Consider the following 25643-nt stretch of genomic DNA (forward strand, 5'->3'; position numbering starts at 1 on the left):
GCTACTGCCGTTTGGGGAGCAGCAGTTCCTGGTGGTCGAGTTCCCGCTCCAGGATCCGCAGCTCCTCGTCCGGCAGCCGCCCCGAATCACGCCAGCGCACCAGCTCCTCGCGCTGCGCGTCGAGGGCCGTACGGCGGACCCGCAGCGCCGTCTCGTACTGCGGTGAGGTGGGCAGCTCGCCGGACCCGCTCTGCTCGAGCAGGTCGAGTCGGCCGCGATAGCGCGCCAGTCGGGCCAACAACTGCGTACGCGTGGTGTTGACGGCCACCGCGCTGTCCGGCTCGGCGGCGGCGACCTCGTCGAGGCGGGCCAGAGCCGCCTCGACCGCGGCGGAGCGCGCCTCGTTGCGTACCCGAGCCTGGTCGGTTTCGTTGGCACGCAGGCCGAGCATCCGCACGAGCGGTGCGAACGTCAGACCCTGCCCGACGAGCGTCACGAGGACGACCACGAAGGTGCAGAACAGCAGCAGGTCCCGGTCGGGAAAGGGCGACCCGTCGTCGGTGGTCAGCGGGAGGGTGAAGATCGCGGCCAGGCTGATCACGCCGCGCGTGCCGGACCAGCTCAGCGCCACCACCTCGCGGGAGCTGAGCCGGCGGGCGTTGCGGTCGGCCCGCGCCACCTGTCGGGCGCTGCTCGGCTCATCGGTGTCGTCCTGCTCGGAGACACCACCGAGGCGGGTGTGCAGGGACCGGGGGAGCGACTGGGTCATCACCAGCCAGGCCGGGCGTAGGAGCAGCACCACGCCCACGGACACCGCGACGGCGATGACGATCGTCGAGGTGTCGTACTGGCGTAGACCCTTCACCACCTCGGGAAGCTGCTGTCCGATCAGCAGGAAGACGAAGCCTTCGAGGAGGAAGTCGACAAGTCGCCACACGGCGTTGGTCTGGAGTCGGGCCGCCCCGGACCCGACCTGGGGCGTCTGGTGGCCGACGATCAGCCCGGCGATCACCACGGCGAGCACCCCGGAGACGTGCAGCGCCTCGCCCAGCAGGTAGGCGACGAACGGTGTCGCCAGCGAGATCGCGTTGGACATCAGCGGGTCCGCGGTGAGAGGTCGGGCCAGCCGTTTCGCCCAGGCGACAGCCACCCCGACGGCCACCCCACCGACCGCCGCCACCACGAACTGCGCGACGGCGGCGGGAAACGAGAACGTCCCACCGACGGCGGCGGCCACCGCCACGCTGAGCATCGTCAGGGCGGTGGCGTCGTTGAGCAGTCCCTCGCCCTGGATGATCGTGACCATCTTCGGCGGCAGGTTGACCCGGCGGCCCACCGCGAGGGCGGCCACCGGGTCGGGCGGGGCGATGGCGGCGCCGACCGCGATTCCGGCGGCCAAGGTCGCACCCGCGACGAACAGGTGGAACCCGAGGCCGACGAGCAGCCCGGTGAGGAGCACCAGCACCACCGAGAGGCTGACCACGATGCGCAGGTTCCGGCGGATGTCCAGCAGCGAGGAGTCCAACGCGGCACTGTAGAGCAGCGGCGGCAGCACGACCATGAGCACCAGCTCGGGGTCGAGGCCGACGTTGGGACCGGGGAGCAGCGCGTACACGATGCCGATGAGCGGCAGCAGCGCGGCCGCCGGCAGGCCGGTGCGGGACGCCACCCACCGGACGGCGACCACGACCGCCACGGCGGCGAGCACGAACAACACCATCGAATGGGCGCTCACCTGGTGTCGTCCCCCTGGATCGGCGCGCGGGTATCGGGTCGACCCTACCCGCCAGAGGAACGTACGGGCTCGTCGCGGGCTCCGGCGCCCGACCGCCCGACCTTGCCCATCCATTGGCGCGCTTCTATAGTTGCGCGATCACCACATTCATGGCCGTGGTAACGCGGCCGGGTCGTCGAAGCGCTTCGACGATTCGTCGTCTCAGGCCCGTCAGCCGGGTGTCGAGCCTGGCCACGCCGGTCTTGGCGCTGAATCGCGCCTGTCGTACGACATGAGGAGAACCGCATGCGGAAGTGGCGCCTTCGGCGCGGAATCACCGCGCTCGCGCTCGCCCTGCTCGCCCTACCGACCGTCCCCGGCACGGCACACGCCGACCCCGCCTACCCGTTCCGGGATCCCCACCTCCCCGTCCAGGCCCGGGTCGACGATCTGCTCGGCCGACTCACCCTGGACGAGAAGATCTCGTGGCTGCACCAGTACCAGCCGGCCGTTCCCCGACTGGGCATCGGCCTGTTCAAGACCGGCACCGAGGCGCTGCACGGCGTCGCCTGGTCGACCGACATCGACAACAACGGGGCGGTGGTCAAGGCCCGCGGCACGTCCTTCCCGCAGCCGGTGGGCATGGCGAGCACCTGGAACCCCGACCTGATCCAGCGGGTCGGCTCGGCCGTGGGTGACGAGGCGCGTGGCTACCACGCGCAGAACCCCCGGGTCTGGGGTCTCAACCTCTGGGCGCCGGTGGTCAACCTGCTGCGCGACCCGCGCTGGGGTCGCAACGAGGAGGGCTACTCCGAGGACCCGCTGCTCACCGCCAGGATCTCCACCGCGTACGGCTCGGGGATGACCGGCGGAGACCCGGACCACCTGAAGAGCGCACCGACCCTCAAGCACTACCTGGCGTACAACAACGAGGTCCGGCGCGACGTCACCTCGTCGAACGTCCCCCCACGGGTGCTCAACGAGTACGACCGGGCGGCCTTCAAGCCGGCCATCGCGGCCGACGCGGCGACCGGCGTGATGGCGTCGTACAACCTGGTCAACGGCCGTCCCGCCACCGTGGACCCGGACCTGGCGACGGTGGTACGAGGCTGGACCGACCAGCCGTTGATGAACGTCACCGACGCCTGGGCGCCGAACAACCTCGTCGCCTCGCAGGGTTACTACCCCACCCAGGCGGAGGGGAACGCGGCCATCGTCAAGGCCGGCCTCAACAGCTTCATCACCGACGACACCAACGCCCAGCCGACCGTCACCGCCATCAAGCAGGCCCTCGCCGCCGGCCTGCTCACCGAGGCGGACATCGACGCCCGGATCTCCGAGACCCTGAACATCCGCTTCCGCCTCGGCGAGTTCGACCCGGGCGGCGGCCGGTACGGGGCGATCACCCCGGACGTCATCAACAGCCCGGAACACCAGCGGCTGGCACGTCAGGCCGCCGGCGAGGCGATGGTGCTGCTGAAGAACTCCCGGCAGGCCCTTCCGCTGAACCCGTCCCGGACCCGCAAGGTGGCCGTGCTCGGCCCGCTTGCCGACACCCTCTACACCGACTGGTACGGCGCCGACATGCCCTACGAGGTGACCGCACTCGACGGCATCCGTGAGCGGTTGGGCAGCTCGGCCAGCGTCGACGGGCTCGACGGGGCCGACCGGATCGCGCTGAAGGACCCGTCCACCGGCCGGTACGTGACCGCCACCGGCACCACCGACGCGGACCCGGTCGCCACCACCGGCACCGACGCCTCGCTCGCGGCCCAGTTCGACAGCGTCGACTGGGGGCAGGGCGTGGTGACGTTGCGCAACGCGGCCAACGGTCGCTACCTCGGCTACAACTGGGGGCCGTTCGTCACCCGCGACGTGCAGCCGAACGGCTGGTACGTGCAGCAGCAGTTCACGCTGGAGCCGCAGGCCGACGGGACTGTCGCGTTGCGTTACGCCGGCTACGAGACGACCGAGAGCTGGTTCGGCGTCAACACGTACGTCACTGTCGGCGACGACGGCGCCCTCAAGCTCGGCGCGTCCACCGCGGCGGACGCGACCCACTTCTCCCGCGAGGTGATCAGCAGCGGTGTCGACCGTGCCGTCGCGGCGGCCAAGGCTGCCGACACCGCGGTCCTGGTCGTCGGCAGCAACCCGTTCATCAACGGGCGCGAGGCGCACGACCGCACCTCGATGGCGCTGAGTGCCGGCCAGGAAGCGCTGGTCAAGGCCGTGACGAAGGCCAACCCACGTACGGTGCTGGTGGTGCAGACCAGCTATCCGGTCACGATCGGGTGGGAGCAGGAGCACGTGCCGGCGATCGTCTGGACCACCCATGCGGGCGCGGAGACGGGTCATGCCATTGCCGACGTCCTGTTCGGTGACCGCAATCCGTCCGGCAAGCTCACCCAGACCTGGTACCAATCGGACCGGCAACTGCCGCCGGACCTGCTGGAGTACGACATCATCTCGTCCGGTCAGACCTACCTCTACAGCACCGCGAAGCCGCTCTACCCGTTCGGCCACGGGCTGTCGTACACCGGGTTCCGGTACGGCCAGCTCCGCACGGACGCCCGGTCGGTCGCGGCGGACGGCACGATCACGGCCCGCGTCGAGGTGACCAACAGCGGGAGCCGGGCGGGTTCCGAGGTCGTCCAGCTCTACGCCCACCAGCGCACGTCGCGGGTGAAGACCCCGATCCGGGCGCTCAAGTCGTTCCAGCGGGTGGACCTCGCCCCCGGGCAGACCCGCACCGTCACGCTGCGGGTACGGGCCGCCGACCTCGCGAACTGGGACGTCACCCGCAGTCGGTGGGTGGTCGAGTCGTCCACGTACGACCTGATGGTCGGCGCGAGCGCCGCGGACCTCCGGGCCCGGACGGCGGTCGCGGTGCGCGGTGAGGCGATCCCGGCCCGGGACCTGTCCCGGACGACCAGGGCCGAGAACTTCGACGGGTACGCGGGGGTCCGGCTCGTCGACGAGACGAAGGTACGCGGTACGGCCGTGGGTGCCACCGCCTCCGGCCAGTGGATCTCCTTCGCGAAGTCCGCAGTGCGTCCGGGCAGCCATACCTTCACGGCCAGGGTCGCCAAGGCCACGGCGGGTACCGGCACGATCCAGGTTCGACTGGGCTCGCCCACCGGACGACTGCTGGGTACGGCCACCGTGCCCAGCACCGGCGACGACTACCGGTACGTCAGCGTCAGCGCCGAGGTGGCCCGGGCCGCCGGCACCCACGACGTCTACCTGGTGTTCGACACTCCGCTGCGGCTGGCGGACTTCTCGCTGCGGTGATGCGTGCTCGGCGGCTGCGGGGCGCTCGGGCGCTCGGTGACCGTTGGCGGCTGGGCGGTACGACACGCCGAGCGGGGCGCTGCTGAAGCAGCCACCGATCGGGTCGGGCCGGGGTGCCTCGTGCGCCCCGGCCCGATTCATCGGATGATGCCCACCCGCACCTGGTAACAGTCGCGTCTTTTGCCTTCTTCATAGGCATTTAGACATAGATGAGACCCAATCTCGTATTGCATTCGTCACACGTCTGACATACGCTCCGCGAGAGACTTCGTAGCGATTGGCAAAAGAGTGCGGTCGGGCGGCACACGCCCCCCGCCGATCCTTGGTGGCGTCGCTGTTCCCTGCTTGTCGCTCGATGCACGTACCAGGCACCACGTCGACGACAAGTGAGAAAGGACAGCACGTGACATCAGCCGTATCCACCACCCGCACGGCACTGCTCGCGGCGGCGCTCGTCGCCGCCACGCTGCCGGCCGTGGTGATCAGTCAATCGCCGGCCTCGGCCGCGGTCCAGGAGACCTACTACGTCGCCCCGGACGGCAACGACAGCAACCCGGGAACCCTCGCGTCGCCGTTCAAGACGGTGCAACGCGCCCGGGACGTCGTCCGCACTGTGAACGTGAACATGACCGGCGACATCAACGTGTACCTGCGCGGCGGCAGATATCCGGTCACCAGCACCGTCGAGTTCGGCGCCAGCGACTCCGGCACCAACGGGTACCGGATCAGCTACGCCGCCTACGCCGGCGAGACCCCGGTCCTTGACGGCGGCGTCCCGGTGACCGGGTGGACCCAGCACAGCGGCAACATCTGGAAGGCGCCGCTGGATCGCAGCACCAAACTGCGCACGCTCTACGTCAACGACAAGCGCGCGCAGATGGCGACCAAGACCATCAGTTCGGCGGGGTGCTACGGGACGTACAACGTCACCGCCGGCCAGGCGTCCTGGGCGTGGGAGTCGGGCTCCCAGTGCGACGGCGCGAAGTACAGCCAGAACGACTTCCCCGCCATCCCCCGCAACCAGGACGACATCGAGATCGAGACGGGCACGACCTGGACCACCGCCATCGTGGGAGTCCGTCAGGTGACCACCGACGGCACGAACCGCGTCGCCCTGTTCCAGCAGCCGGGTGCGGCCATCGCGCAGGGCGCGTTCAACGGCAACGCCCAGGTCGGCGGCTCCCACAAGCTCATGAACGCGTACGAGTTCCTGGACGCGCCGGGCGAGTTCTTCTTCGACAAGAGCAGCAAGACCGTCTACTACTACAAGGCCAGCTCCGAGGACATGTCGACCGCGTCGGTCTACGCGCCGAACAACGTCACCACCGTGCTGCGCGTCGCCGGCACCTCGACGAGCAGCCACGCGCGCAACATCACCTTCTCCGGCCTGACCGTGCAGCACTCCGACTGGAACCTGTTCAACGTCGCCGGCTCGTCCTTCAAGCAGGCGCAGCAGGGCAACCTCGGCGCGCAGGCGTACGCGAAGGGCAACTTCCACGTCTACTACTACCGCAACGTGGACGTCACTCCCGGCATCGTCCAGGTGCAGAACGCCGACGGAATCCTCCTGCAACGCAACCGGGTCCAGCACACCGGCGCCGACGGCATCAGCATGGTCAACGACGTGCAGAACACGCAGTTGATCGGCAACTACACCAACGACATCGCCGGGTCGGCCATCGACGTCGGCCATCCACAGCACGTCTACATCGGAGACGGCACGTCGAGCAACCGGGAGAAGTACCTCCCGCAGGTCGAGGGGCTGCCGAAGAACATCGACATCAAGAACAACTACATCTACGACAGCGCGGTCCTGTTCAACGGGCACAGCCCCATCTCGGCGTACTTCGTCGACACCCTCACGATCCAGCGCAACCGGATCGAGAAGGCTCCCTGGTCCGGCATCACGATGGGCTGGGGCTGGTGGAACTTCGACGGGTCATCGGGGTCGATCGTGCCCAATCGGCCGACCACGACGGCGCGGAACAACACCATCAGCTACAACCACATCATCGACACGGTCCAGCGCCTCAGTGACACGGCGCCCATCTACACGCTGGGCAGCCAGCCTGGGACCACGATCACCAACAACTACCTCCAGGGTGTGCCCTCGGGCCACAAGTACGGACTCCACCCGGACGAGGGCTCGGCGTTCATCACGTTCCGCGACAACGTCCTGAGCATCGACAAGAACGTCACCTGGATGATCAATTCCGACGATTTCGGTCGGAAGCACGACCTCAGCATCACGCAGATCTACGGACCGATCAACAAGGTCTCGAACAAGAACCTGCCGAACAGCACGGTCGCCGACATCCTCGTCTCCTCCGACTACGTCTGGCCGGCGGCGGCGTACGGCATCGCGGCGAACTCCGGCCTGGAGGACGCGTACCGGGACATCATCCCGGCCAGCAGGTTCTCCGCGCCGAACTACGTGCTGCCGGCCAGCACGTACGTCACCAGTGGCACGGCGACGATCCCGATCCGGAGCACCGGCGACGCCACCAAGTCGGTCTGGCTGGCACCGTACGGCACGACCACCTTCACGGCCGGAGCGACGATGACCAGGGCGGCCGGTAACGCCACGTCCATCGCCGTGCCGGCCACGCAGGGCGAGTACCGGCTCTACGTCGTCGACGCACAGGGCAACCGGTCCGCCGAGTCGACCTCCATCGTCCGGCAGCAGAGCGGCGGTGGCAGTCAGCAGGGCGGGCAGCTCGTGGGCGGCCAGTCCGGCCGCTGTGTCGAGGTCCCCAACTCCTCGACGACCAACGGCACCCAGGTGCAGCTCTGGGACTGCGGCAGCGGCACCAACCAGCGGTGGACCTCCACCTCCGGCAAGCAACTGATGGTGTACGGCAACAAGTGCCTGGACGCCTCGGGAGCGGGCACCGCCAACGGCACCCAGGTCATCATCTGGGACTGCCACGGCGCCGCGAACCAGCAGTGGAACATCAACGCCAACGGCACCATCACCAACGGCCAGTCCGGGCTCTGCCTCGACGCCAACGGCGCGGGCAGCGCCAACGGCACGAAGCTCATCCTCTGGTCGTGCAACGGCGGCGCCAACCAGCAGTGGACGCTGCGTAGCTGATCACCACCGGAGTCCGGGGCCAGGCCGACACGGGCCTGGCCCCGGCTACTTCTGGTAGCCGTAGTTGTCGCAGGTCCTGCGTCCCAGGACACAGTTCTTGGTGCGCTTGTTCATGGTGTTGACATCCCACATCACGAACGCGTCGCCGTGCATCGACGAGGCGCTCTTGCCCTCCTTGTCGGAGGCGAGGTAATAGCCCGCCGGGGTGCCCTTGGCCGGGTACTGGATGTCGAAGGTGATCGCCGGAATCCGAACCGGGTGGCCGGGCGGGCAGGTATTGCCGCTGCCGTACGCCACATGGTCCTTGTGGTTGGGGCTGTCCAGGTGCTTGCCGTCCCAGCAGTCGGGGAACTGCAGCATGAAGTGCAGCGTGGCGGTCCCGCCGCAGATCGGCCAGTTGCCGTTGGTGCTGCGGGCGACGCCGTCGAGGTCGCCGGGGCCGTAGAAGGCGCAGTAGAACTGGCCGGTCGCGCCGCGCGGTGTCGGTGTCCTCTTCTTGGCGTCGCCGGAGACCATGCGCAGGCCGTTGGGCATCGGCATCTGGCCTGTCGAGTTCTTCGCGAGCGAGCGGTAGTAGACCCGGAAGCCTGTGGTCTCGACCGGCTTCCCGGTCGCGTTGTCGAAGAGCGTGGGCACCCAGTACGCGGAGTGATCCTGGATCGGCTTGCAGGACGTGGCAGTGAACTTCGTCAGGTCTCCGGCGACGGTGTTCGCGTCGACCGCCTTGTTGCCGACGAAGGAGTGCATGTGTGAGGCGCCCGGGAGACCGGGGGCGACGATCGGGTCATCCGGCAGCCGGTGGCTGTACTGGCAGTCCGCCCGGAACTCCGGGAGGTCGCCGACACCGGCCGGGGCGGGGTCGATTCTCAGCGCCTCGTACGCGTCGGACTGCGCCTTCCAGGCCGCACGGTCGACGGGAACCCAGCCGGTGACGGGGGCCTTCGGTGCGGCAGTGGTCGACGGCGTCGCGCCGGTCGACGGGGTCGCGGAGACCGACGGTGTCGCAGAGGCCGGGACCCCCGTTGCGGGCGACTCCGCCTGCCCAGCCGACGGCGACGGGTATCCGAGGGCGTTGGCCGCGTTCGACGGCTCGGGCTGCGCCCCGCCGTTGCTGAAGTACACCGCCCCGGCCGCGACGACGAGCACGACTGCCACGCCCGCGGCGACGCTCAGTCTCTTGTGGGTGGCCCACCCCGGGGGACGATGACGCGACGGCGGCGGGCCTTCGTACGACACGGGTCACTCCCAACGAACAGACGACAGGGCTGACCCGAACGGTCACGGGCCGCCGTATGGTAGGCATTCGCCGCGCATGCCGGACAGGGTCTTTGAACACTCTTAATCAAGCCGGTCCGGGCGTACGTCTGGACGAAAAATGGGTAATGGTGGGCGATGGAGTCGACCTGGAAACCCCACGAGAAGCACGGCGGCCTGACGGACAAGGACAAGCGCGAGCTGCCGGAGAGCGTCTTCGCATTCCCCGGCAAGCGCAAGGAGCCGATGACCGACGCGGGCCACGTCCGTAACGCGATCGCCCGCTTCGACCAGGTGCAGGGTGTCACCGACAAGGACCGTGACCTGGCCTTCCAGAACATCCTCGCCGCCGCCGAGCACTACGGCGTCGAGGTCGCCGAGACGAACTGGAAGCAACTCGGCAAACTGCCGCACACGCCGAACCCCGCGCACTGAGCACAGCCCGGGGATGGGTTCCGAGGATGGTTCGCGGGCGTGTTAGCGTGCTCGTCGTTGTCAGCGAGCGCCGCTAGCTCAACTGGCAGAGCAGCGGACTCTTAATCCGCGGGTTCGGGGTTCGAGTCCCTGGCGGCGCACCAACGATCAAGGCCCTGACCTGGTGGTTCACCCCGGGTCGGGGCCTTTTCGTGTCGTGTCATGTCGCGGGTGGGTGGTCGCTCGGCCCGCGCAGTCAGGACACCCGCCGTTCGTCGAGGCCGAGCCGCTGACGCTCGACCATGATGATCCGCCGGTCGAGCGGGATCGCCTCGTCGGCGAGGAGGTCGTGGTCGACGTAGCTGCCGTCAGTCGCCGACGGGTCAGCCATTTTCGCGATGCTGTCATGGGTATATGCGCGGATCAGGGCACTCTTGCGTTCGAGCATCTCCACCAACCGCTGATCCACGGTGTTTCTGGCCAGCAGGCGGTGAACCCGTACACCGCGGGTCTGTCCCATCCGGTAGCACCGCCGGATGGCCTGCTCCTCGTGTGCCGGGGTGAGTTGCGGCTCGGTGAGCACGACCACCGATGCCGCTGGGAGATTCATGCCCACCCCGCCAACGCCGATCTGGCTGACCAGGACCGCGTGCCCGTCCGTACCGCTGAAGTCGTCCACGACCTGCTGCCGAGCGGCGACGGGAACGGTCCCGGAGAGCAGGAACGTCGGAGTGCCTTCCTGCAGGCTCACGCGTACGCGGTTCAGAACCTCCAGGAAGTAGGAGAAGACCACGACCTTCCATCCGTTGTCCGCGGCCTCCTGGACGACCTCGCGCAGGCGCTCCACCTTCGCCGGCATACGTGATCCGTCCGTGACCACGGCGGCACGACGCATGTCGGCGAACCGCCGGGCCTCGACCGCCCGCTGGTAGGTGCGCGTCTCCGCCTGACCCATCTCGACCCAGTCTGCGACCTCGATCAGGTCCGGAAGTTCGTCGAGGACGTCTTTCTGGTTGCGGCGCAGGTACACGTTGGCGACCTTGCGGCGGAAGCTGGCAGCACCGGCCAGTCCGTCCGTGACGGTGATCGTGCCTGCCACCGCGGGGTTCAGGTAACGGATCAAGTTTCGGAACTCGTCGACCCGGTTCAGCATCGGTGTGCCGGTCAGGAAGAGGGCTCGGGGCGCCTGGGCGAGATACGCGGCGACGGCCTGGGACCGCTGGGCCGCGGGATTCTTGATCAGTTGCGCCTCGTCCACGATGACGACGCCGGGGCGGAGGTCTTGAGGTAACGACAGCCGGCTCAATGTCTCGAAGGTGGTGACGGCCACGCCGCCGTCGGCGTGCCATCGGCGGATCGCTTCGTCGCGCTGCGGCCCGTGTAGCCGGTGGGCGGGCAGCGTGCTGTGGGATGCGATCTCGTTGAGCCAGTTCACGATGACGCTGGCCGGGCAGACGACGAGGAAGTGACGCCCTCCGGCGGCAGTGAGGTGGGCGCAGACCGCGATGGCTTCGATCGTCTTGCCCAACCCCATCTCGTCACCGAGGATGCAACGCCGTTGCAGGAGCGCGTACCGGACTCCGAAAGCCTGATAGCCGCGCAACGTGACGCGTAACCTCCCGAGGTCCAGCCCGATCTGCGCGGCCTGGTTCTGCAGAGCCTGCGGCAGGTGTCCATGAGCGGCGGCACCGTCTGTCGTGCTACCGCTGACCCGCTCAAGCAGCGTGTTGTAGACCGCGGCGTGGCGTGTGAAGTCGGCCCACAGCGCATCCCGGCCGGCAGTTGAAGCGTGGGTGTTCAGTTGGTCCTGCCGGGCCAGGAGCGTGGCCGCTGCGTCTGCCTGGCGACTACTCACCAGTCGCTCCACCTCCGCTACCGCTGTCCAGGCAGCCGCCTTGGTGGCGGCCCGAGCGAACAGCAGCCCGCCTCTGTGTGTGGCGCGCCTCGCCCTGCGCAGGGCATCGTCCAGGTCGTCGGCGAGGGCGCCCAGGCGGGCGCTCCCATCGGCGTGCAACTCGGTGACGATGCGAAGCACCCACAGAGCCCGCAACAGCGGCTCCAAGGCCGGGTTCTTGCGGTTGGCATCCAAGCGCACCGAGGCACTCTGCTGGAAAAGGCGTCGAATCGCCTGCGCCGCGTCGGCTATGGCCGCAGCGCTGTGGCTTCCTACTCCTGGAAGGCGTACGAGATCACCGTGCGATGCGTGCAGCACGTCCAGGACTGTTCGATAACCTCGGCGCTCCAGGCTCGGCGCGATTCGCAGACCCGGCCGCACGGATCGGAGTTCCTGGATCGGTGTGCTCCGTAACCCCTCGACCACGGCGTCATGCTGTCCTTGGCGGTACAGTTCTGCCGCCTCAAGCTCCGCGGCTGTTCGAGCCGATCCGAACGCGGTGAGCTGCTCCTGCAGCAGGTGCCCACGACGCCACACCTCGAGTGCGGATTGTCGACTGAAGGTCACCTCTGTTACGTCTCGGGGCTCTGGTCGCGCCGCCTCCCGTTGACCCAAGCCTCTGCTCCTTCCCGCAGCATCCACCCTCCGTCACGCCAGCAGGTGAAGACAACGACGGCACGGTGTCAGAACGCTGATAGACAAGCATCATCTCGGTCCCGAGGTTGCCCGGCCAGCTTGTCAGGCACGACGACTGCGACGGCGGGGTGTTCCGCCCCATCTCACTTGTATCGATCCAACTCGATTGACTAGACATTGACAGGCAGTAATATATCTGCGGGTTCGGTCCGTCCCGGGTCGATCGGCGGTGGGAGTCTCTGATGGGTGTGCAACGACGGCGCAAGCCGCGCTCTGCCACGGTGATCGGTGTGGCCGGATCGCTCGTGGTGGGGCTGCTGACCACCCAGGCCGTCGCCGGCCCGGCGGAGGCTGCCGCCGGGCTCGCCCTCACCGTGGACGTGTCTGCCGCTCGGCACGCGATCAGCCCCGACATCTACGGCATGAACGGGGGCGACCCCGCGCTCGTCACCGAACTCGGCACGCCGGTGGCTCGGTGGGGTGGTAACGCGACCAGCCGTTACAACTTCAAGAACCACACCTACAACACGGGTGGTGACTGGTACTTCGAGAACATCGTGGCCGGACCCGACAACACGGTCGAGGCGTTCGTCCAGCGGAACCGGGACCGCGGGACCAAGCAGGTGGTCGCCGTGCCGTTGATCGGATGGGTGGCGAAGGATTCGCCCTCGCAGCACCCGTTCGCCTGCGGCTTCCCGGCCACCCGCTTTCCCGAGCAGGACTCGTTCGACCAGTGGGACCCCAACTGTGGAAACGGCCGGCACGCCGACGCGAACCTGACCGGTGCCGTACCCACGGACACCTCGATCCCGGCCGACGCGTCGTTCGCGGGCGAGATGGTGTCCCATCTCGTGAACCAGTTCGGTCCGGCGTCCCGCGGCGGCGTGTCGATCTACGAACTCGACAACGAGCCGGTGCTGTGGAACTCCACCCACCGTGACGTGCATCCCGAGCCGGTGAGCTACGACGAGCTGGGCGGCAAGGGCACGGCGACCGCTGCGGCGATCAAGGCTGCCGACCCCCGTGCGGCAGTGCTCGGCCCGTCCGGCTGGGGCTACTGCGAATGGGTGGCGTCCGGCGTGGACGGATGTGCGCCGGGTGCCGACGCGGCGGCGCACGGCGGACTCAACCTCTCCCAGTGGTATCTGAAGAACATGAAGGACTTCGGCGACGCCCACGGCGGAAAGCGATTCCTCGACTACTTCGATCAGCACTACTACCCGCAGATCAGCGGCGGTAAGGACGCGGAATCCAACGCGCTGCGGCTGCGGTCCACCCGGTCGCTGTGGGATCCGACGTACGTCGACGAGTCGTGGATCGGCCCCGGTGGGGTGAACGCGCCGCCGTTGCAGTTCATCCGCCAGATGAAGGCGTGGGTCGCGCAGTACTACCCCGGCACCAAGGTCGCCATCACCGAATACAACTGGGGCGCCCTGGACGACATCAACGGCGCGCTCGCGCAGGCCGATGTCCTGGGCATCTTCGGGCGCGAGGGTCTGGACCTCGCGACCATCTGGGGCGAACCCGCGCCGACCGACCCCGGCGCGTACGCGTTCCGGATGTACCGGAACTACGACGGCGCCAAGAGCAGGTTCGGCGACGTGAGCGTGTCAGCGGTCAGCAGCGACCAGGGCCAGCTGGCGGTCTACGCCGCGCAGCGCTCGTCCGACAAGGCGCTCACGGTGATGGTGGTCAACAAGACGGGCGGCGATCTGACCTCGCGGCTCGCGCTCGCCGGATTCCAGGCCGGGGACAAGGCGCAGCGGTTCACCTACGGCCCGGCCGATCTCACCTCGATCGTCCGAGGTGCGGATCTGCGGGTGACCCGGGGTGGCATCAGCGCGACGTACCCGGCGAACTCCGTGACGCTGCTCGTCCTGCCGCAGCGCCGACACTGAGCCACCTGTTCCTGCCATGAGGCCCTCCGGGGCCGGCACTCGCGCCCTTCTGCTGGCAGCGAAGAGGATGTGGTGAGGTCTCGTCCACCGGCCATGCTGGCAGGCTTCGTGGTCGCTGAGCCCATCGGTACCCCGGACACGATCCTCGTCTGTATCCGGGGCAACTCCGGCTCGGGCAAGAGCAGCATCGGTCGCGAGCTACGACGCCGGCACGGCCGGGGCTGTGCCCTCGTCGAGCAGGACTACCTGCGCCGCATCCTGCTGCGGGAGCGGGACGAGCCCGGCGGGGCAGCGCCGGCGTTGATCGGGCAAACCGTTCGGTTCGCGCTCGACCACGGCTACCACGTGGTCGTGGAAGGCATCATGCACACCAGTCGCTACCGAAGCATGCTGACCGCACTGCGGGACGGCCACCGCGGCCGGTCACTGTTCTGCTATCTCGACGTGTCGCTGGCCGAAACCCTGCGCCGGCACCTCACCCGCCCGCAGGTCAATGAGTTCACCGCCGAGCAGATGAGCGGCTGGTACGCCGCTCACGACGTCCTGGGCTGGCCTGACGAACTCGTTCTGCCCGAGACGACCGGACTGGACGAGGCCGTTGAGGCCATCGCCGCTGCGTCCGGGCTACCCCAGACCGGTCGCGACGACGACCGTCCTCAGAATGTTTCCACTCCGTAGAGCAGTTCTGCCGGCTACCGCATTCGGTCAAGCGCTTCGGCCAGTGATGCCGCGACATCCGGCCGAGAGAAGTCCCAAACCATCAGCAGCCCCTCTGGGCTGGTGAGCGTGAGCCTTCCGTAAAGCATGACCGGTAGTTGCCTATTGTGCTTGAAGCGGCGATCGGGGCCGCCTGACTTGTTGGTGTACTGCCAGGTCGTCCCGACGCATTGGGCGTCGGTGGGTGGGGCCTCCGTCTCGATGAAACGCTGTGGCTGCGCACGGGCATTCACTGCGGTGTAGGGAATATCGGCATACTGTCTGCCATGACGGACGATCAGCCGGTCCGGTAGGAAGTAGACGGAGCGCTCCTTACCGTGCAAGCTCGGAACAGCGATGTTCGTCACGAGCACGGGCGGACCGGCCATGTCCAATGCACCTGTGCTGCGTCGGATCAACGCTCCGGCTCCGGCATTAATTTTCTGCTGGTACGGAGTGCTCAGGGTGCCCTCGGCCTCGACATGCCAAACCCTCTGAATTCGGCTTTCGAAGCCGTTGCTGCCGGTGAGATACGCGTACTTCGCCGCCGGCGCGTCGTCTACCTGGTAGAAGACAACGACTGAGCGACGCGCGACATCACGCTGTCGAAGCCACCACACGGCGGGCAGGCCGGGAACGAGCAGTACGAGGCCATACGGCGCGGAGAGCAGTGTCAAGATTCCCACTGCGACTGCGATCCATGGCCACAGTGGTCGCCGTTGCGCCGCTTTCCTGATCTGGTGGATCAATTCAGAAGGGTGTGCTGCGATCAGATGCTGCACTGGCGTGCTGGACAACTCCCGCATCGCAATCTCGTCAGGTCGGTTCGTGGCCGGTAACGTCGGTTGCAATTGGGGTGAGGGCCCAGTGGTTGCCCTGCCGCCGAAGTAGCTCGTGCCGTAACCCGCGACGCGGATGTAGTTGCCGCGAGGTTCAGCTCCGACCCGGAAACCGGGGACGCCGGCAGAGACGCCGACGCCCGACGGGGACAGGTTGAACCGAAAGGGACCCGCTTTGAGAGTGGTCCGTAGGTAGAAGCCCATCAGTGACCTCACGTCGTCGCGATCATTGCGGGCAACGGTAGGTCCTGGCACCTAACGAGATGATCGGACTATCGGACGTTGCAGTGCGCCGAACGAGCGAATCTCTGCGATGATTTCGTCTTCCAATGCAGCCAACGCGCCCCTTTCTGTCAGTAACCGGACTGAAATCCCCACTCGGCTAACGATGGGCACCTGGATGGTTCAACTGCCGACCCGACTCGTCGATTTTCCTATGAGGGCAGCGACGCTACCTTCGGCGGGCCGTGGTGAAGCCTGGAGGTAGTGATGGGATACCGCTTCAACGCACCGCCGAACTGGCCGACTCCACCTGTCGGATGGGTCCCGCCATCGGGCTGGGCGCCGGAACCCTCGTGGGGCCCGCCTCCGCCCGGGTGGCAGTTATGGATTCCAGATCTGCCGGACCCGGCTGCGGCTGTGCCTGTCGTGGCCGCTCGGCAGGCTGTTGCGGTTCCCGTGGTTGTCTCGCACCAGCGCACCGAGAGTTCGGACATTCCGCTGTTCGGTGCCCGGGGCAAGGCGCGTGAACTGGCGGCGGAGAATGAGCATCTGCGCAGCGAATTAGACCAGGTCAGGGTGGAGTTGGCGTCCCTGCGCACGGAGATGACACGGCTTGGCGTGCTGTCCGCGATCGAGCTTGAGCAGCACCGGGCTCGGATCGGCCGGGAGGTCGCCGACCAGGCCGCAAAGGGCGAAGCGCAGATGGCCGAACTCGATCGGCGTTTGCGTGGTCTCCGTCAGCAAATCGTGGTCACCGAGGAGACCGCGTTGCTGCAGGAGGCAGGCGTCTATCAGTACCGGCATCCCCTGTCGGGTGCTGTGGCGTACCAGAGCCAGCTCAGCCGCCTTCAAGATCGGATCAAGGCGATGACCAGGAAGGACGGCGGGGCGGTCAAGGCCGCTACCGGATGGACGGTCAACGGCTCGGCTGCCGAAGGTCGGGCGATGATCCGAGACTTCTCGAAGCTCATGCTCCGTGCCTACAACGCAGAGGCGGACAACCTGGTACGGGGATTAAAGCCGTACAAGCTCGCCTCGGCCATCGAACGGTTGGGGAAGGTAGCGGCGACTATCGCCAAACTCGGCAAGACGATGGACATCCGGATCGCTGAGGGGTACCACCGGCTGCGGGTGGAGGAACTGGAACTCACCGCCGACTACCAGGAGAAACTCGCGGAGGAGAAAGAGCGGGAACGCGAGGAGAAGGCTCGGCTCCGCGAAGAGCGGCGTGCTCAGCAGGAGATCGAACGCGAGCGCGCCCGGCTCGACAAGGAACGCCAGCATTACGCCAACGCCATGGCCGCCTTGCAGGCCAAGGGTGACGCCGATGGGGCAGCCCAGATGCAGGACCGGTTGGTCCAGATCGACACTGCGATCCAGGACGTCGACCGTCGGGCCGCCAACGTTAGAGCTGGCTACGTATACGTGATCTCCAACCTCGGCGCGTTCGGCGAAAAGATGGTCAAAGTCGGCATGACCCGTCGCTTGGATCCGCTGGACCGGGTACGCGAACTCAGTGACGCCTCGGTGCCGTTCAATTTCGACGTCCACGCCCTGTTCTTCTCCGAAGACGCTGTCGGCATCGAAGCACAGATGCACGCGAGACTGGCAGGCCGACGCGTCAATCTGGTCAACCACCGACGGGAGTTCTTCTACGCCACGCCGGAAGAGGCCAAGGAACACCTGCTGAAGTTGACCGGTAGCCTGCTTCAATACGAGGAGATCCCTGAGGCCCTGGAGTACCGGCAGAGCCTCACCCAGGCTCAGGAGCAACCAGCCACGGCCAGGTGACATCTGGAGGCATGCCACCACCTTGACGCCGGGTCGTATCTGTCGAGATGAGCTTTTTGACGTCCTCAGGCACGCAGTATGGGGATGCTGTCGATCTGACCTTGACGAAGGCTCGATTTGATAATGCCCGACGGCCTCGCTCGCCCGGCCTCGCATGCCACCACTTGGGTCGGCGTAATGGCGAGGTCGATGCTGAAGTCGTGGTCTGTGTGGGGTAGCTCGAATTCCAGCAGCTGGATCTGGTGGATCGTGGTGGCTATGGCGGTATCGGTGGTAACGAGTCCGGCGTCGATAAGGAGGGCGATCTCCAGGTCGGAGTAGCCCGCGCCCTTGCCGAGCCGAACGCCGCCTCGGCTGCTGACGGCGACACTGCCGCAGACGATAAGATCCACCGGCAGCATGTCGTCCGGTCCGACGGTAGGAGCGACCTGCGGCGCACCGGTACTCGTGACCGCGGTCTCGATCGGAGCTGTAAGGAGGGCCGGATCGAGCAGGTAGAACGGCTTGGGAGTAGCGAGCTTCGGGACCGCCATGTAGAGCAGCTTGCCGTCCTGTAGGGCTCGTATCCGGACGGGAAATTGGGCGCGATCCGGGTTGCACTTGATGACTTGGGCCTGCTTCCAGACATCGCAATCCGCGAGTCGGGCTGCGGCCTCCTCCTTGCCGACGAAGTCGGGGATGTGCCCGTGCACTCCGGGTGGGGCCGCGCCGTCACGTTCGAGGAGATCCCACACCTGTTGTCGAACGGCCTGTTTGGCGCGGTCGATGTCTGTCATGTCGGTGCTCCTACGAACTCATGAGGGTGAGGAGTCGGTCATTCACGTCTTGGACCATTGGTTCGTGGCGCCAGGGACGTAGTCCTCGGCCGGCGGCGAAGGCGAGGTTGAGTCCACCGCCGGCGCGCGTCTTTTCGATCACGTCGATGGCCTGGTGCAGGTAGGACGTTGCGGCGTCGACGTCGCGTCGGAGGATGCTGGCGAGGGCGAGGTTGCCGAGGATGACGGCGGTGGACTTGCGTCGTGCGGCGACCAGTTGTCGGGCGTCCTCCAGCGCGAGCATTGCTTGGTTCGGCTTGTTCAGGGACAGCCAGCATGAGCCCGCAAGCCTCGCGTAGTGGCTGGGACAAAAGATGTTTGTGGCGGGATCTCGGGAGTCGACGGCGGCGAAGTGAGCTTCAGCGGCACCGAGGGCGTCTAAGCACTCGTTGGCTTGGCTCAGCATCGCGTGCGCCTCGGCGCGGTGCAGTTGGGCAAGGCCGGCGACGACGCGACTGGCGCTGTGGCCGACGGCGGCGGCGCGGGTGGTGAGGGCAATACCGACGCTGGGCTGCTTGGTGCCGTAGAGAGCAAGATAGCTCTTGCGAAGTAACGCATTGGCCTCGGCGACCGCGTCTCGTGTCTGCTGCGCCGCGCTGATCGCCTGGTCGAAGTAGGCGGCACTCGCAACGTGATCACGTCGCTGCGAAGCGTCCCAGACGAGTTGACCCATCAACGTCGCAGATTCGGTAACCGCTGCCGCCAGTTCGCGCTGAACCGGCCCGTTGCCCGCGTGTTGGCGAAGGAAGGTCGCCTGCCCGTGTAGTTGGCCGGCCTCGGCGAGCAGGAGCGTCGAAGACACCTGGTCGTAGCGCTCGTCGAGGCGCTGCACACAGTCCCGCAGGTAGGCCACCGCGATCAGATCAACACGGCCGGGGTTGCGCAGAACGTAGCCGAGACGCTCGTCGGGCGGCGACGGTGCCTGGCCGACATCGGCCAGGAGATCGGCCAACTCCTCGATCGACAGATCGAGCGCTGCGGCCAGGCGCGGCCGGTGCCAGGGCTGTGGGTCGGTCTCCGCCCGTTCCCATCGAACGACGGTGGAGCGGTCGACGCCGAGTGCCTCGGCGAGGCGTTCCTGGCTGAGCCCGGTCGCCTTGCGGCGCTGGGCCAGCCGGCGTCGACGTCTGTCCGTCACGCGCAGCCTCCCTTCACCGCGACCCTCACTAAACCATTCATCCAGCTCACCCTCTGTGACGCAATGGGGATGCGCCAGATCTGCGCCATCGACGCGCTGGAATCCAGCGACTACCGGGGCTTGTGTGGACACATGGTTGGAACACCTGAGAGCAGACGTCGCGAGGTAACACGGCATGGAGAGAGCAGGCGTGATGAGCGATGAGCCGCCCTGCCCCACGCAGCCCCAACGCCCCGACGCCGGGCAGAGAGAGCACGTCCCGTTGCGCCCGATCTGGCTCTGTCGTGCGTGTGGGCAACCGTGGCCGTGCGGCCGGGCGAAGCTTGCTCTTGTCGCCGAGTACGACGGGAACCCGGTCAGTCTGTACCTCTATCTGGCCAGGCTGTTGCACGACGCCATCGATGACCTGCACAAGCTCAACCCCGCCACCACCGGGTGTGCCAGTGACATCTTCGACCGGTTCCTCGGCTGGCCCACTCGACGCACACGTTCCCGGCACCCGTCTGACGTCGACCTACGACAGACCGAGGAGACATGACAAGGCGAACCTTCCCACGAAGGTCGTCAGGCCTTGGCGAACCTCGTGGTCAGTCGCTCGGTCGCGTTGACCTCGTACTTCATGTGGTAGCCGGCGGCGATCACCATCGCCTCGGCGACCTTGGCGGCGTGCTCGTGGCCCTCTACGGCGGCGTTGGTGGCCAGGTCGACGGGTTGCCCGGTGGCGAGGCTGCCGGCCAGGGCGAGCAGCCGTCGGTCGTCGTCGGACAGGTGCTCGACCGCCGGTAGCGCGAGGAGCGCCGGCCAGTCGCGGATGACCGCTACCTGGATGTCGTGGCCGTCGTCGTACTCGGGGATCTGCACGACGTCGACCAGGTCGGCGAAGCCGGGTTGGTCCGGCAGCTTGGTGGAGGTCAACAGGTGTACTGCGGCCTTCCTGGTGTCGGGACCGCCGATCCAGGCGCCGGCGCGGATCAGCGTACGCAGAGAGTCGGGGCTGAACTCGGAGGTGGACATGGCAGTGGCCTCCTTCGCCGGGAATGCTCGCTCTCGAGTACAGCAGACGTCGACAACTGTGGATTCCGTGCAGGCAATACCGCGCCGGATAGGTCCCCTCGCGCCGGGTATGCGGCGCGAATGTCTGCCCACCAGGGGTCGGAGGCCGACGGCGAGCCGGTGCGCCATCGGGAGTCCCGGATCGACCGAGTACGGGCGCGGGCACGCGAGGGGCTGCGCTCGCGTGCCTGGCGGCTGCGCCTGTTCGGTCTGCTCGCGGTGCAGGCCGGCATCGCCGCGGCGATCGCCTGGTTCGTGGCGTACCAATTCCTGGACAATTCTTCCCCGGTCCTGGCGCCGACGACCGCGGTCGGCATCGTGGCGGCCTCGATGGGGTCGCGCCTGCGGCGCACCATCGAGCTGCTGGTCGGTGTGACCCTGGGGCTGGCGGTCGGTGACACGCTGATGCCGTTCTTCGGCATCGGGCCCTGGCAGACGGGTGTGGTCGTCGTGCTGGCGATCGGGGTCGCCATCCTGCTCAAGGGCGGCGGATCGCTCCTCACCCAGGCCGGTGGCACCGCGGTGCTGATCGCCACCCTGGAACCGCCGCTACGCGACCTGTCCATCCCCCGCTTCGTCGACGCGGCGGTCGGTGGGCTGGTTGGGCTGGGGGTCGGTCTGCTCCTGGTGCCCATCCATCCGCAGCGGACGTTGCTGCGGCTGGCCGAGCCGGTGGTCGGGCCGGCGGCCGACCTCATCCATGAGTTGGCCGCGGCGCTGCGGACGCGCGATCTCGGTGACGCCGAGCGGAGCCTGCGCGGACTGCGGGAGCTCGATCCCCGCCTGGGCGCTCTGAACGACGGGCTCGGGGCCGCGCAGGAGGTGACGCGGCTGGCACCCCTGCGGTGGCGCGAGCGCGATTCCCTGGACTTGCACACCACGGCCATCAGGCATCTGGAGCGGAGCCTGCACGGTTGCCGCTCTCTGTGCCGGCGACTGACGACAGCCCTGAAGGACGACGAACCGATTCCCGAGGAGTTTCCGCAGGCCATCGACCTGCTGGCCGACGCGCTGCCGACCCTGCGTCGGGCGATCCAGACCGGTGCGGAGCCCAGGGAGGCGCGCGACCAGATCCTGGCGGGCATCGAGCTGGTCGGACGCGCGCAGGGAGCCGTCCGGGACTCCACCCGCCCGCACATCCATCGTCTCGGCTATTCCGGGTTGGTCGCGGTGGGGGAGTTCCGGGCGGCCGCCCACGATCTGCTGATCGCCAGCGGGATCGAGACCCAGAGGGCGGCTGCGCTGGTGCGGCAGGCGGTGGACCAGGACCACCAGGATCGAGCGGCGGGAACGGGGACGCCGAGCTCAGACCGCCCGGAGTGAGGCGAGGATGTCGAGGTAGTGCGGGTTGGTCATGACGCCCAGCACGTTGCCGAAGGGGTCCACCACCGCCGCCGTCACGAAACCCTCGTCTCCGTGGGGCGTGATCGGCTGGTACTCCGTGGCGCCCAGCGCCAGGAGCCGATCCACGGTGGCGTCGAGGTCGTCGACGTGCCAGTGCATGACCGCGCCCCCGGGCCCGCTCGCCGCGCCTGGGGGCGCGTACCGGCGGTCGATGATGCCCAGCTCCGCCTGGTAGTCGCCGAGGCGGAACTCGGTGTAGGCGGGACGCCCGTCGGGGCCGGGCCGCGAGAAGTACGCCTCCTGGCCCAGGAATCGGGCGTACCAGTCGGTGGCCGCCGCCACGTCGTCGGCCCAGATGTTCAGGGTGGCGAATCCGCGCAGGCTCATCCAATGTCCTTCCGTCGATGTCGTCAGGCGCCCACGCTATCGGCGGCCACCGACACCTCGCCCGGACGTCGGGACGGCGTTCGTGTAGCGCGCGGGTTCCCGGGTAGTCGTCGCCGTCAGCCTGACGAGGGGGTTCAGCGTGGGGACGACTTTACGGCGAGGCGCTCAACTCGTTGCACCTCGCCGACCGGAGCGGGTTGATGGCGTCGTACGACGGGTGGCGTAAGACGGCGAGCCTGATGGACTGGCTCTGCGACCACTGGGACCAGCCCGAGGACGGCATCTGGGAGACCCGGTCCGGCCGGCCGGATTTCACCTACGGGCGGATGATGTGCTGGCTGGCGCTCGACCGGGCCATCCGCCTCGCACGGGCCCGGGGGCGTCCGGCGGACACCACCCGCTGGGCGGCCGAACGCAGCGCCATCTACGAGCAGGTCATGGCCCGTGGGTTCCATCCGGGCCGGCAGGTCCTCGTGCAGCACTACCGCACCGACATCACCGACGCCTCGCTCCTCGCGATGCCCGGCGTCGGCTTCATCGCGCCGAACGACCCGATGTGGCTGTCGACGTTGCGGGCGATGGACAACGAGCTGGTCTCGGACAGCCTGGTCTACCGATACGACCCGAAGGCGTCGCCCGACGGGCTCGCCGGCTCCGAGGGCACCTTCAGCATGTGTACCTTCTGGTACGTCCAGGCGCTGGCCCAGGCCGGACGGATCGACGACGCCGAACTGACGTTCGAGAAGATGCTGACGTACAGCACGCCGCTGGGCCTCTACTCGGAGGAGATCGCGCCCACCGTGAGCAGATCGGCAACTTCCCGCAGGCGTTCAGTCACCTCTCCCTGATCAGCACGGCCCACCACCTCAACGCGCTCCTCGACCGCGAGCCGTGATGGCCGGCGATCAGAACAGGGTCAGGGGTTCGACAGGTGTCGGGTCGGGCAGCGCGGCGAGGCCTGGCACTCGGGCGCGTACCTCGTCGTGGAAGCGGCGGGCGAGCTGCGGGGCGTCGGCGTTGTCCGGCGTGTGGACGAACATGGTGGGGGAGCGGCCCTCGCGCAGCCAGCCGGCGGCGACCTCGACCCAGCGCTGCCACCCCTCGACGGTCCGGGTGTCGTCGTCGCGACCCAGGTAACGCACGATCGGACGGTCGGTCAGCGCGGCGGCCCGCAGCGGCACCCGGGGCTTCTTGGTCCAGGCGTCGCGCTCGGCGTCACTTGTCGGCGGGCGGCTGAAGAACGCGGTGGTGTCGAAGGGAATCCACTCGGCCGACGCTGCGGTGAGGGTCTCCTCCAGCAGCCGGATCGCGCGTGGCTCGGTGAAGAACGCGGGATGGCGGACCTCCACGGCATACCGGTGGGAAGCCGGGAGCTGCGCGAGGAACCGACCGAGCATGGGTACGTCGGCGGGCGCGAACGACCCCGGCAGCTGGACCCAGAGGGCGTGCACGCGCGGGCCGAGGGGTTCGATCGCGTCCAGGAAGGCGCGCAGCGGCTCGCCGGTGTCGGTGAGCCGGCGTTCGTGCGTGATCACCTTGGGCAGCTTGAGGACGAACCGGAAGTCGGCATCCGTCTGCGCCGCCCAGGACGCCACGGTGTCCCGGGCCGGGGTCGCGTAGAACGTGGTGTTGCCCTCCACGGCATCGCACCAACTGGCGTAGTGCCGTAGGCGCTCTCCGGAGGGCAGCGAGTGGCCCGGCCACGACCGGTGACTCCACATCGCGCACCCCACGTGCAGACGCATGGCGGCCCTCCTCCGGTGTGCGGCCGCGCCCACCATAACCGGCACCCGTTCGACCGAAACCGTCAACCATGGGTTGACGAGACGGCAGCCGTCAACCTAAGGTTGACGGCATGACCGAACCATTCCAGATGAGCAACTCCGTCAAGCTCGACGACCTGATCCAGGCCATCAAGAAGGCCCACACCGACGCGCTCGACCAGCTCACCGACGCGGTGATCGCCGCCGACCACCTCGGTGAGGTCGCCGACCACCTGATCGGTCACTTCGTCGACCAGGCCCGGCGCTCGGGCGCCTCCTGGACCGACATCGGCCGCAGCATGGGGGTCAGCAAGCAGGCCGCCCAAAAGCGCTTCGTGGCGAAGGGCTCCACCGATGCGGCGGCGCTCGACCCGAACGCCGGCTTCGGGAGGTTCACCCCGCGCGCCCGCAACGTGGTGATGGCCTCGCAGGAGGAGGCCCGGGCCGCCGGAAACCCCGAGATCGGACCCGCGCACCTGGTGCTGGGCCTGCTCGCCGAGCCCGACGGGCTGGCCGCAAGGGTGCTGACCGGTCGGGGCGCCACCCCCGAGGCCGTGCGCGAGGCCGTCGGTGCCGCCCTCCCGCCGAGGTCCGACGACGTCCCCGACCTGATCCCCTACAACGCCGCCGGCAAGAAGGCGTTGGAGTTGACCTTCCGGGAGGCGCTGCGCCTCGGCCACAACTACATCGGCACCGAGCACCTCCTGCTCGCCCTGCTGGAGCAGGAGGACGGGACCGGCGTGCTCAGCGATCTGGGCCTGACCAAGGAAGCCGTCGAAGGCGACCTGTCCGCCGCCCTCGCGGCCGTCGTCAAGGCGTCCGCGACCGACGACGAGGCCCGGTAGGGGCCGCACGTCGCCGCCCCCTCGCCTAGCCTCGGGTTGCCGAACGGCGACATGCCGGTGTATCGATGTCGGCGGGACGGGGGCAGTGGAATGCGACGTGCCGACGAACGGATGTCCCGCCGGGGCGCTGGAAATCGGGGGGTGGTGGGCATCCTCGTGATGGTCGCCGCCCTGGCCGGGATGTCGGCCTGTAGCCCCGCGGACAAGCCGGTGCTGGCGGTCCGGGCCGTCGATGGTCGGCCGGTGCTGCTGTTCGCCGAGTGCGCCGTGTTCGAGATGGAGCGGATCAGCGTCTTCACCATCGAGCCCACGCCGGCCGCGAGCTGGACCGTCGACCGCGAGGGCGACGCCGAGGTGACGAGTGTGACCGTCTTCGAACTGCCGCCGGGTTGGACGGTCGACGAACAGACGCTTGTCGCCTTCGATCCCGCCGTCGAATACTCGGCCGCTGCCTACGGCACGCAGCGCGACGCCATCCCCGTCCACTTCACGCTGGACGAGCTGACCGCGCTCGGGCCCGGAGACGTCCTGGTCCCAGAATCGGCCGGCAAGCGGAAGGCGGTCACCGAGACCGCCTTCCGCAAGCGGGCGAAGAAGACCTGTTGACGTGCCCGT

The 25643-nt window shown here is 68.0% G+C and carries 20 protein-coding genes and 1 tRNA gene; 12 read left to right on the top strand and 9 right to left on the bottom strand.

What is annotated here, in order from left to right; genetic code table 11:
- Position 1: 1 nt before the first annotated feature.
- Positions 2-1660 (bottom strand): Na+/H+ antiporter, encoded by a 1659-nt coding sequence (locus ABZU91_RS00910; protein WP_355233080.1) that lies wholly within the window; start codon positions 1658-1660, stop codon positions 2-4.
- Between the two features lie 300 nt (positions 1661-1960).
- Here ABZU91_RS00910 and ABZU91_RS00915 point away from each other — a divergent pair, with 300 nt between their 5' ends.
- On the top strand, positions 1961-4945 hold the full coding sequence (locus tag ABZU91_RS00915) for a glycoside hydrolase family 3 C-terminal domain-containing protein (RefSeq protein WP_355232880.1): 2985 nt from the start codon (positions 1961-1963) through the stop codon (positions 4943-4945).
- A 403-nt stretch (positions 4946-5348) separates the two neighbouring features.
- Entirely contained in the window at positions 5349-8039 is a 2691-nt protein-coding gene (locus ABZU91_RS00920; protein ID WP_355232881.1) for an RICIN domain-containing protein, read from the top strand.
- A 45-nt stretch (positions 8040-8084) separates the two neighbouring features.
- Here ABZU91_RS00920 and ABZU91_RS00925 read toward each other — a convergent pair whose 3' ends face one another.
- Positions 8085-9194 (bottom strand): DUF1996 domain-containing protein, encoded by a 1110-nt coding sequence (locus tag ABZU91_RS00925; protein ID WP_355232882.1) that lies wholly within the window; start codon positions 9192-9194, stop codon positions 8085-8087.
- A gap of 237 nt (positions 9195-9431) precedes the next feature.
- On the opposite strand from ABZU91_RS00925, the gene ABZU91_RS00930 reads away from it, so the two are divergent.
- Both ABZU91_RS00930 and ABZU91_RS00935 read left to right on the top strand, forming a co-directional pair.
- Entirely contained in the window at positions 9432-9728 is a 297-nt protein-coding gene (locus ABZU91_RS00930; protein ID WP_355232883.1) for a DUF6582 domain-containing protein, read from the top strand.
- A gap of 67 nt (positions 9729-9795) precedes the next feature.
- Positions 9796-9871, top strand: a tRNA-Lys gene (locus ABZU91_RS00935).
- 92 nt (positions 9872-9963) lie between these two features.
- Here the strand turns inward: ABZU91_RS00935 and ABZU91_RS00940 are convergent.
- Positions 9964-12168: a DEAD/DEAH box helicase gene (locus ABZU91_RS00940; protein WP_355232884.1), complete on the bottom strand. Its 2205-nt coding sequence runs from the start codon at positions 12166-12168 to the stop codon at positions 9964-9966.
- A 311-nt stretch (positions 12169-12479) separates the two neighbouring features.
- On the opposite strand from ABZU91_RS00940, the gene ABZU91_RS00945 reads away from it, so the two are divergent.
- On the top strand, positions 12480-14135 hold the full coding sequence (locus tag ABZU91_RS00945) for a glycoside hydrolase family 44 protein (RefSeq protein WP_355232885.1): 1656 nt from the start codon (positions 12480-12482) through the stop codon (positions 14133-14135).
- A 108-nt stretch (positions 14136-14243) separates the two neighbouring features.
- Positions 14244-14813, top strand: a complete 570-nt coding sequence (locus ABZU91_RS00950) for a kinase (protein WP_355233081.1) — start codon at positions 14244-14246, stop codon at positions 14811-14813.
- 14 nt (positions 14814-14827) lie between these two features.
- On the opposite strand, the gene ABZU91_RS00955 is transcribed toward ABZU91_RS00950, so the two are convergent.
- Positions 14828-15874 carry a DUF4236 domain-containing protein gene (locus ABZU91_RS00955; protein WP_355232886.1) on the bottom strand — a complete coding sequence of 349 codons (1047 nt, stop codon included), beginning with the start codon at positions 15872-15874 and terminating at the stop codon, positions 14828-14830.
- Between the two features lie 444 nt (positions 15875-16318).
- Between ABZU91_RS00955 and ABZU91_RS00960 the strand changes: the two genes are divergently transcribed.
- Positions 16319-17683 carry a DUF4041 domain-containing protein gene (locus ABZU91_RS00960; protein ID WP_355232887.1) on the top strand — a complete coding sequence of 455 codons (1365 nt, stop codon included), beginning with the start codon at positions 16319-16321 and terminating at the stop codon, positions 17681-17683.
- Between the two features lie 65 nt (positions 17684-17748).
- Here ABZU91_RS00960 and ABZU91_RS00965 read toward each other — a convergent pair whose 3' ends face one another.
- Both ABZU91_RS00965 and ABZU91_RS00970 read right to left on the bottom strand, forming a co-directional pair.
- Positions 17749-18459, bottom strand: a complete 711-nt coding sequence (locus tag ABZU91_RS00965) for a 5-formyltetrahydrofolate cyclo-ligase (protein ID WP_355232888.1) — start codon at positions 18457-18459, stop codon at positions 17749-17751.
- Positions 18460-18469: 10 nt separating this feature from the next.
- The gene (locus ABZU91_RS00970; protein WP_355232889.1) at positions 18470-19636 is read right to left on the bottom strand and encodes a helix-turn-helix transcriptional regulator; all 1167 of its coding nucleotides are present in this window, start codon (positions 19634-19636) and stop codon (positions 18470-18472) included.
- A 193-nt stretch (positions 19637-19829) separates the two neighbouring features.
- Between ABZU91_RS00970 and ABZU91_RS00975 the strand changes: the two genes are divergently transcribed.
- Positions 19830-20174 carry a hypothetical protein gene (locus ABZU91_RS00975; RefSeq protein ID WP_355232890.1) on the top strand — a complete coding sequence of 115 codons (345 nt, stop codon included), beginning with the start codon at positions 19830-19832 and terminating at the stop codon, positions 20172-20174.
- Positions 20175-20200: 26 nt separating this feature from the next.
- Here the strand turns inward: ABZU91_RS00975 and ABZU91_RS00980 are convergent, their stop codons facing one another.
- A complete protein-coding gene (locus tag ABZU91_RS00980; RefSeq protein WP_355232891.1) occupies positions 20201-20650 on the bottom strand; it encodes a hypothetical protein in 450 nt (149 codons plus the stop codon).
- 120 nt (positions 20651-20770) lie between these two features.
- On the opposite strand from ABZU91_RS00980, the gene ABZU91_RS00985 reads away from it, so the two are divergent.
- Positions 20771-22012, top strand: coding sequence for an FUSC family protein (locus ABZU91_RS00985; RefSeq protein WP_355232892.1), 1242 nt, complete (start codon positions 20771-20773; stop codon positions 22010-22012).
- On the opposite strand, the gene ABZU91_RS00990 is transcribed toward ABZU91_RS00985, so the two are convergent.
- Positions 21995-22420 (bottom strand): VOC family protein, encoded by a 426-nt coding sequence (locus ABZU91_RS00990; protein WP_355232893.1) that lies wholly within the window; start codon positions 22418-22420, stop codon positions 21995-21997. The two genes, ABZU91_RS00985 and ABZU91_RS00990, sit on opposite strands and share 18 nt — an antisense overlap.
- A gap of 197 nt (positions 22421-22617) precedes the next feature.
- Here ABZU91_RS00990 and ABZU91_RS00995 point away from each other — a divergent pair, with 197 nt between their 5' ends.
- Positions 22618-23268 carry a glycoside hydrolase family 15 protein gene (locus ABZU91_RS00995; RefSeq protein ID WP_355233082.1) on the top strand — a complete coding sequence of 217 codons (651 nt, stop codon included), beginning with the start codon at positions 22618-22620 and terminating at the stop codon, positions 23266-23268.
- A 57-nt stretch (positions 23269-23325) separates the two neighbouring features.
- Here the strand turns inward: ABZU91_RS00995 and ABZU91_RS01000 are convergent, their stop codons facing one another.
- On the bottom strand, positions 23326-24141 hold the full coding sequence (locus tag ABZU91_RS01000) for a DUF72 domain-containing protein (protein WP_355233083.1): 816 nt from the start codon (positions 24139-24141) through the stop codon (positions 23326-23328).
- A 134-nt stretch (positions 24142-24275) separates the two neighbouring features.
- On the opposite strand from ABZU91_RS01000, the gene ABZU91_RS01005 reads away from it, so the two are divergent.
- Both ABZU91_RS01005 and ABZU91_RS01010 read left to right on the top strand, forming a co-directional pair.
- Positions 24276-25028, top strand: a complete 753-nt coding sequence (locus tag ABZU91_RS01005) for a Clp protease N-terminal domain-containing protein (RefSeq protein ID WP_355232894.1) — start codon at positions 24276-24278, stop codon at positions 25026-25028.
- A gap of 90 nt (positions 25029-25118) precedes the next feature.
- A complete protein-coding gene (locus ABZU91_RS01010; protein ID WP_355232895.1) occupies positions 25119-25634 on the top strand; it encodes a hypothetical protein in 516 nt (171 codons plus the stop codon).
- Positions 25635-25643: the final 9 nt, after the last annotated feature.

Source organism: Micromonospora sp. NPDC005174 (assembly GCF_040608495.1).
Lineage (GTDB): Bacteria > Actinomycetota > Actinomycetes > Mycobacteriales > Micromonosporaceae > Micromonospora.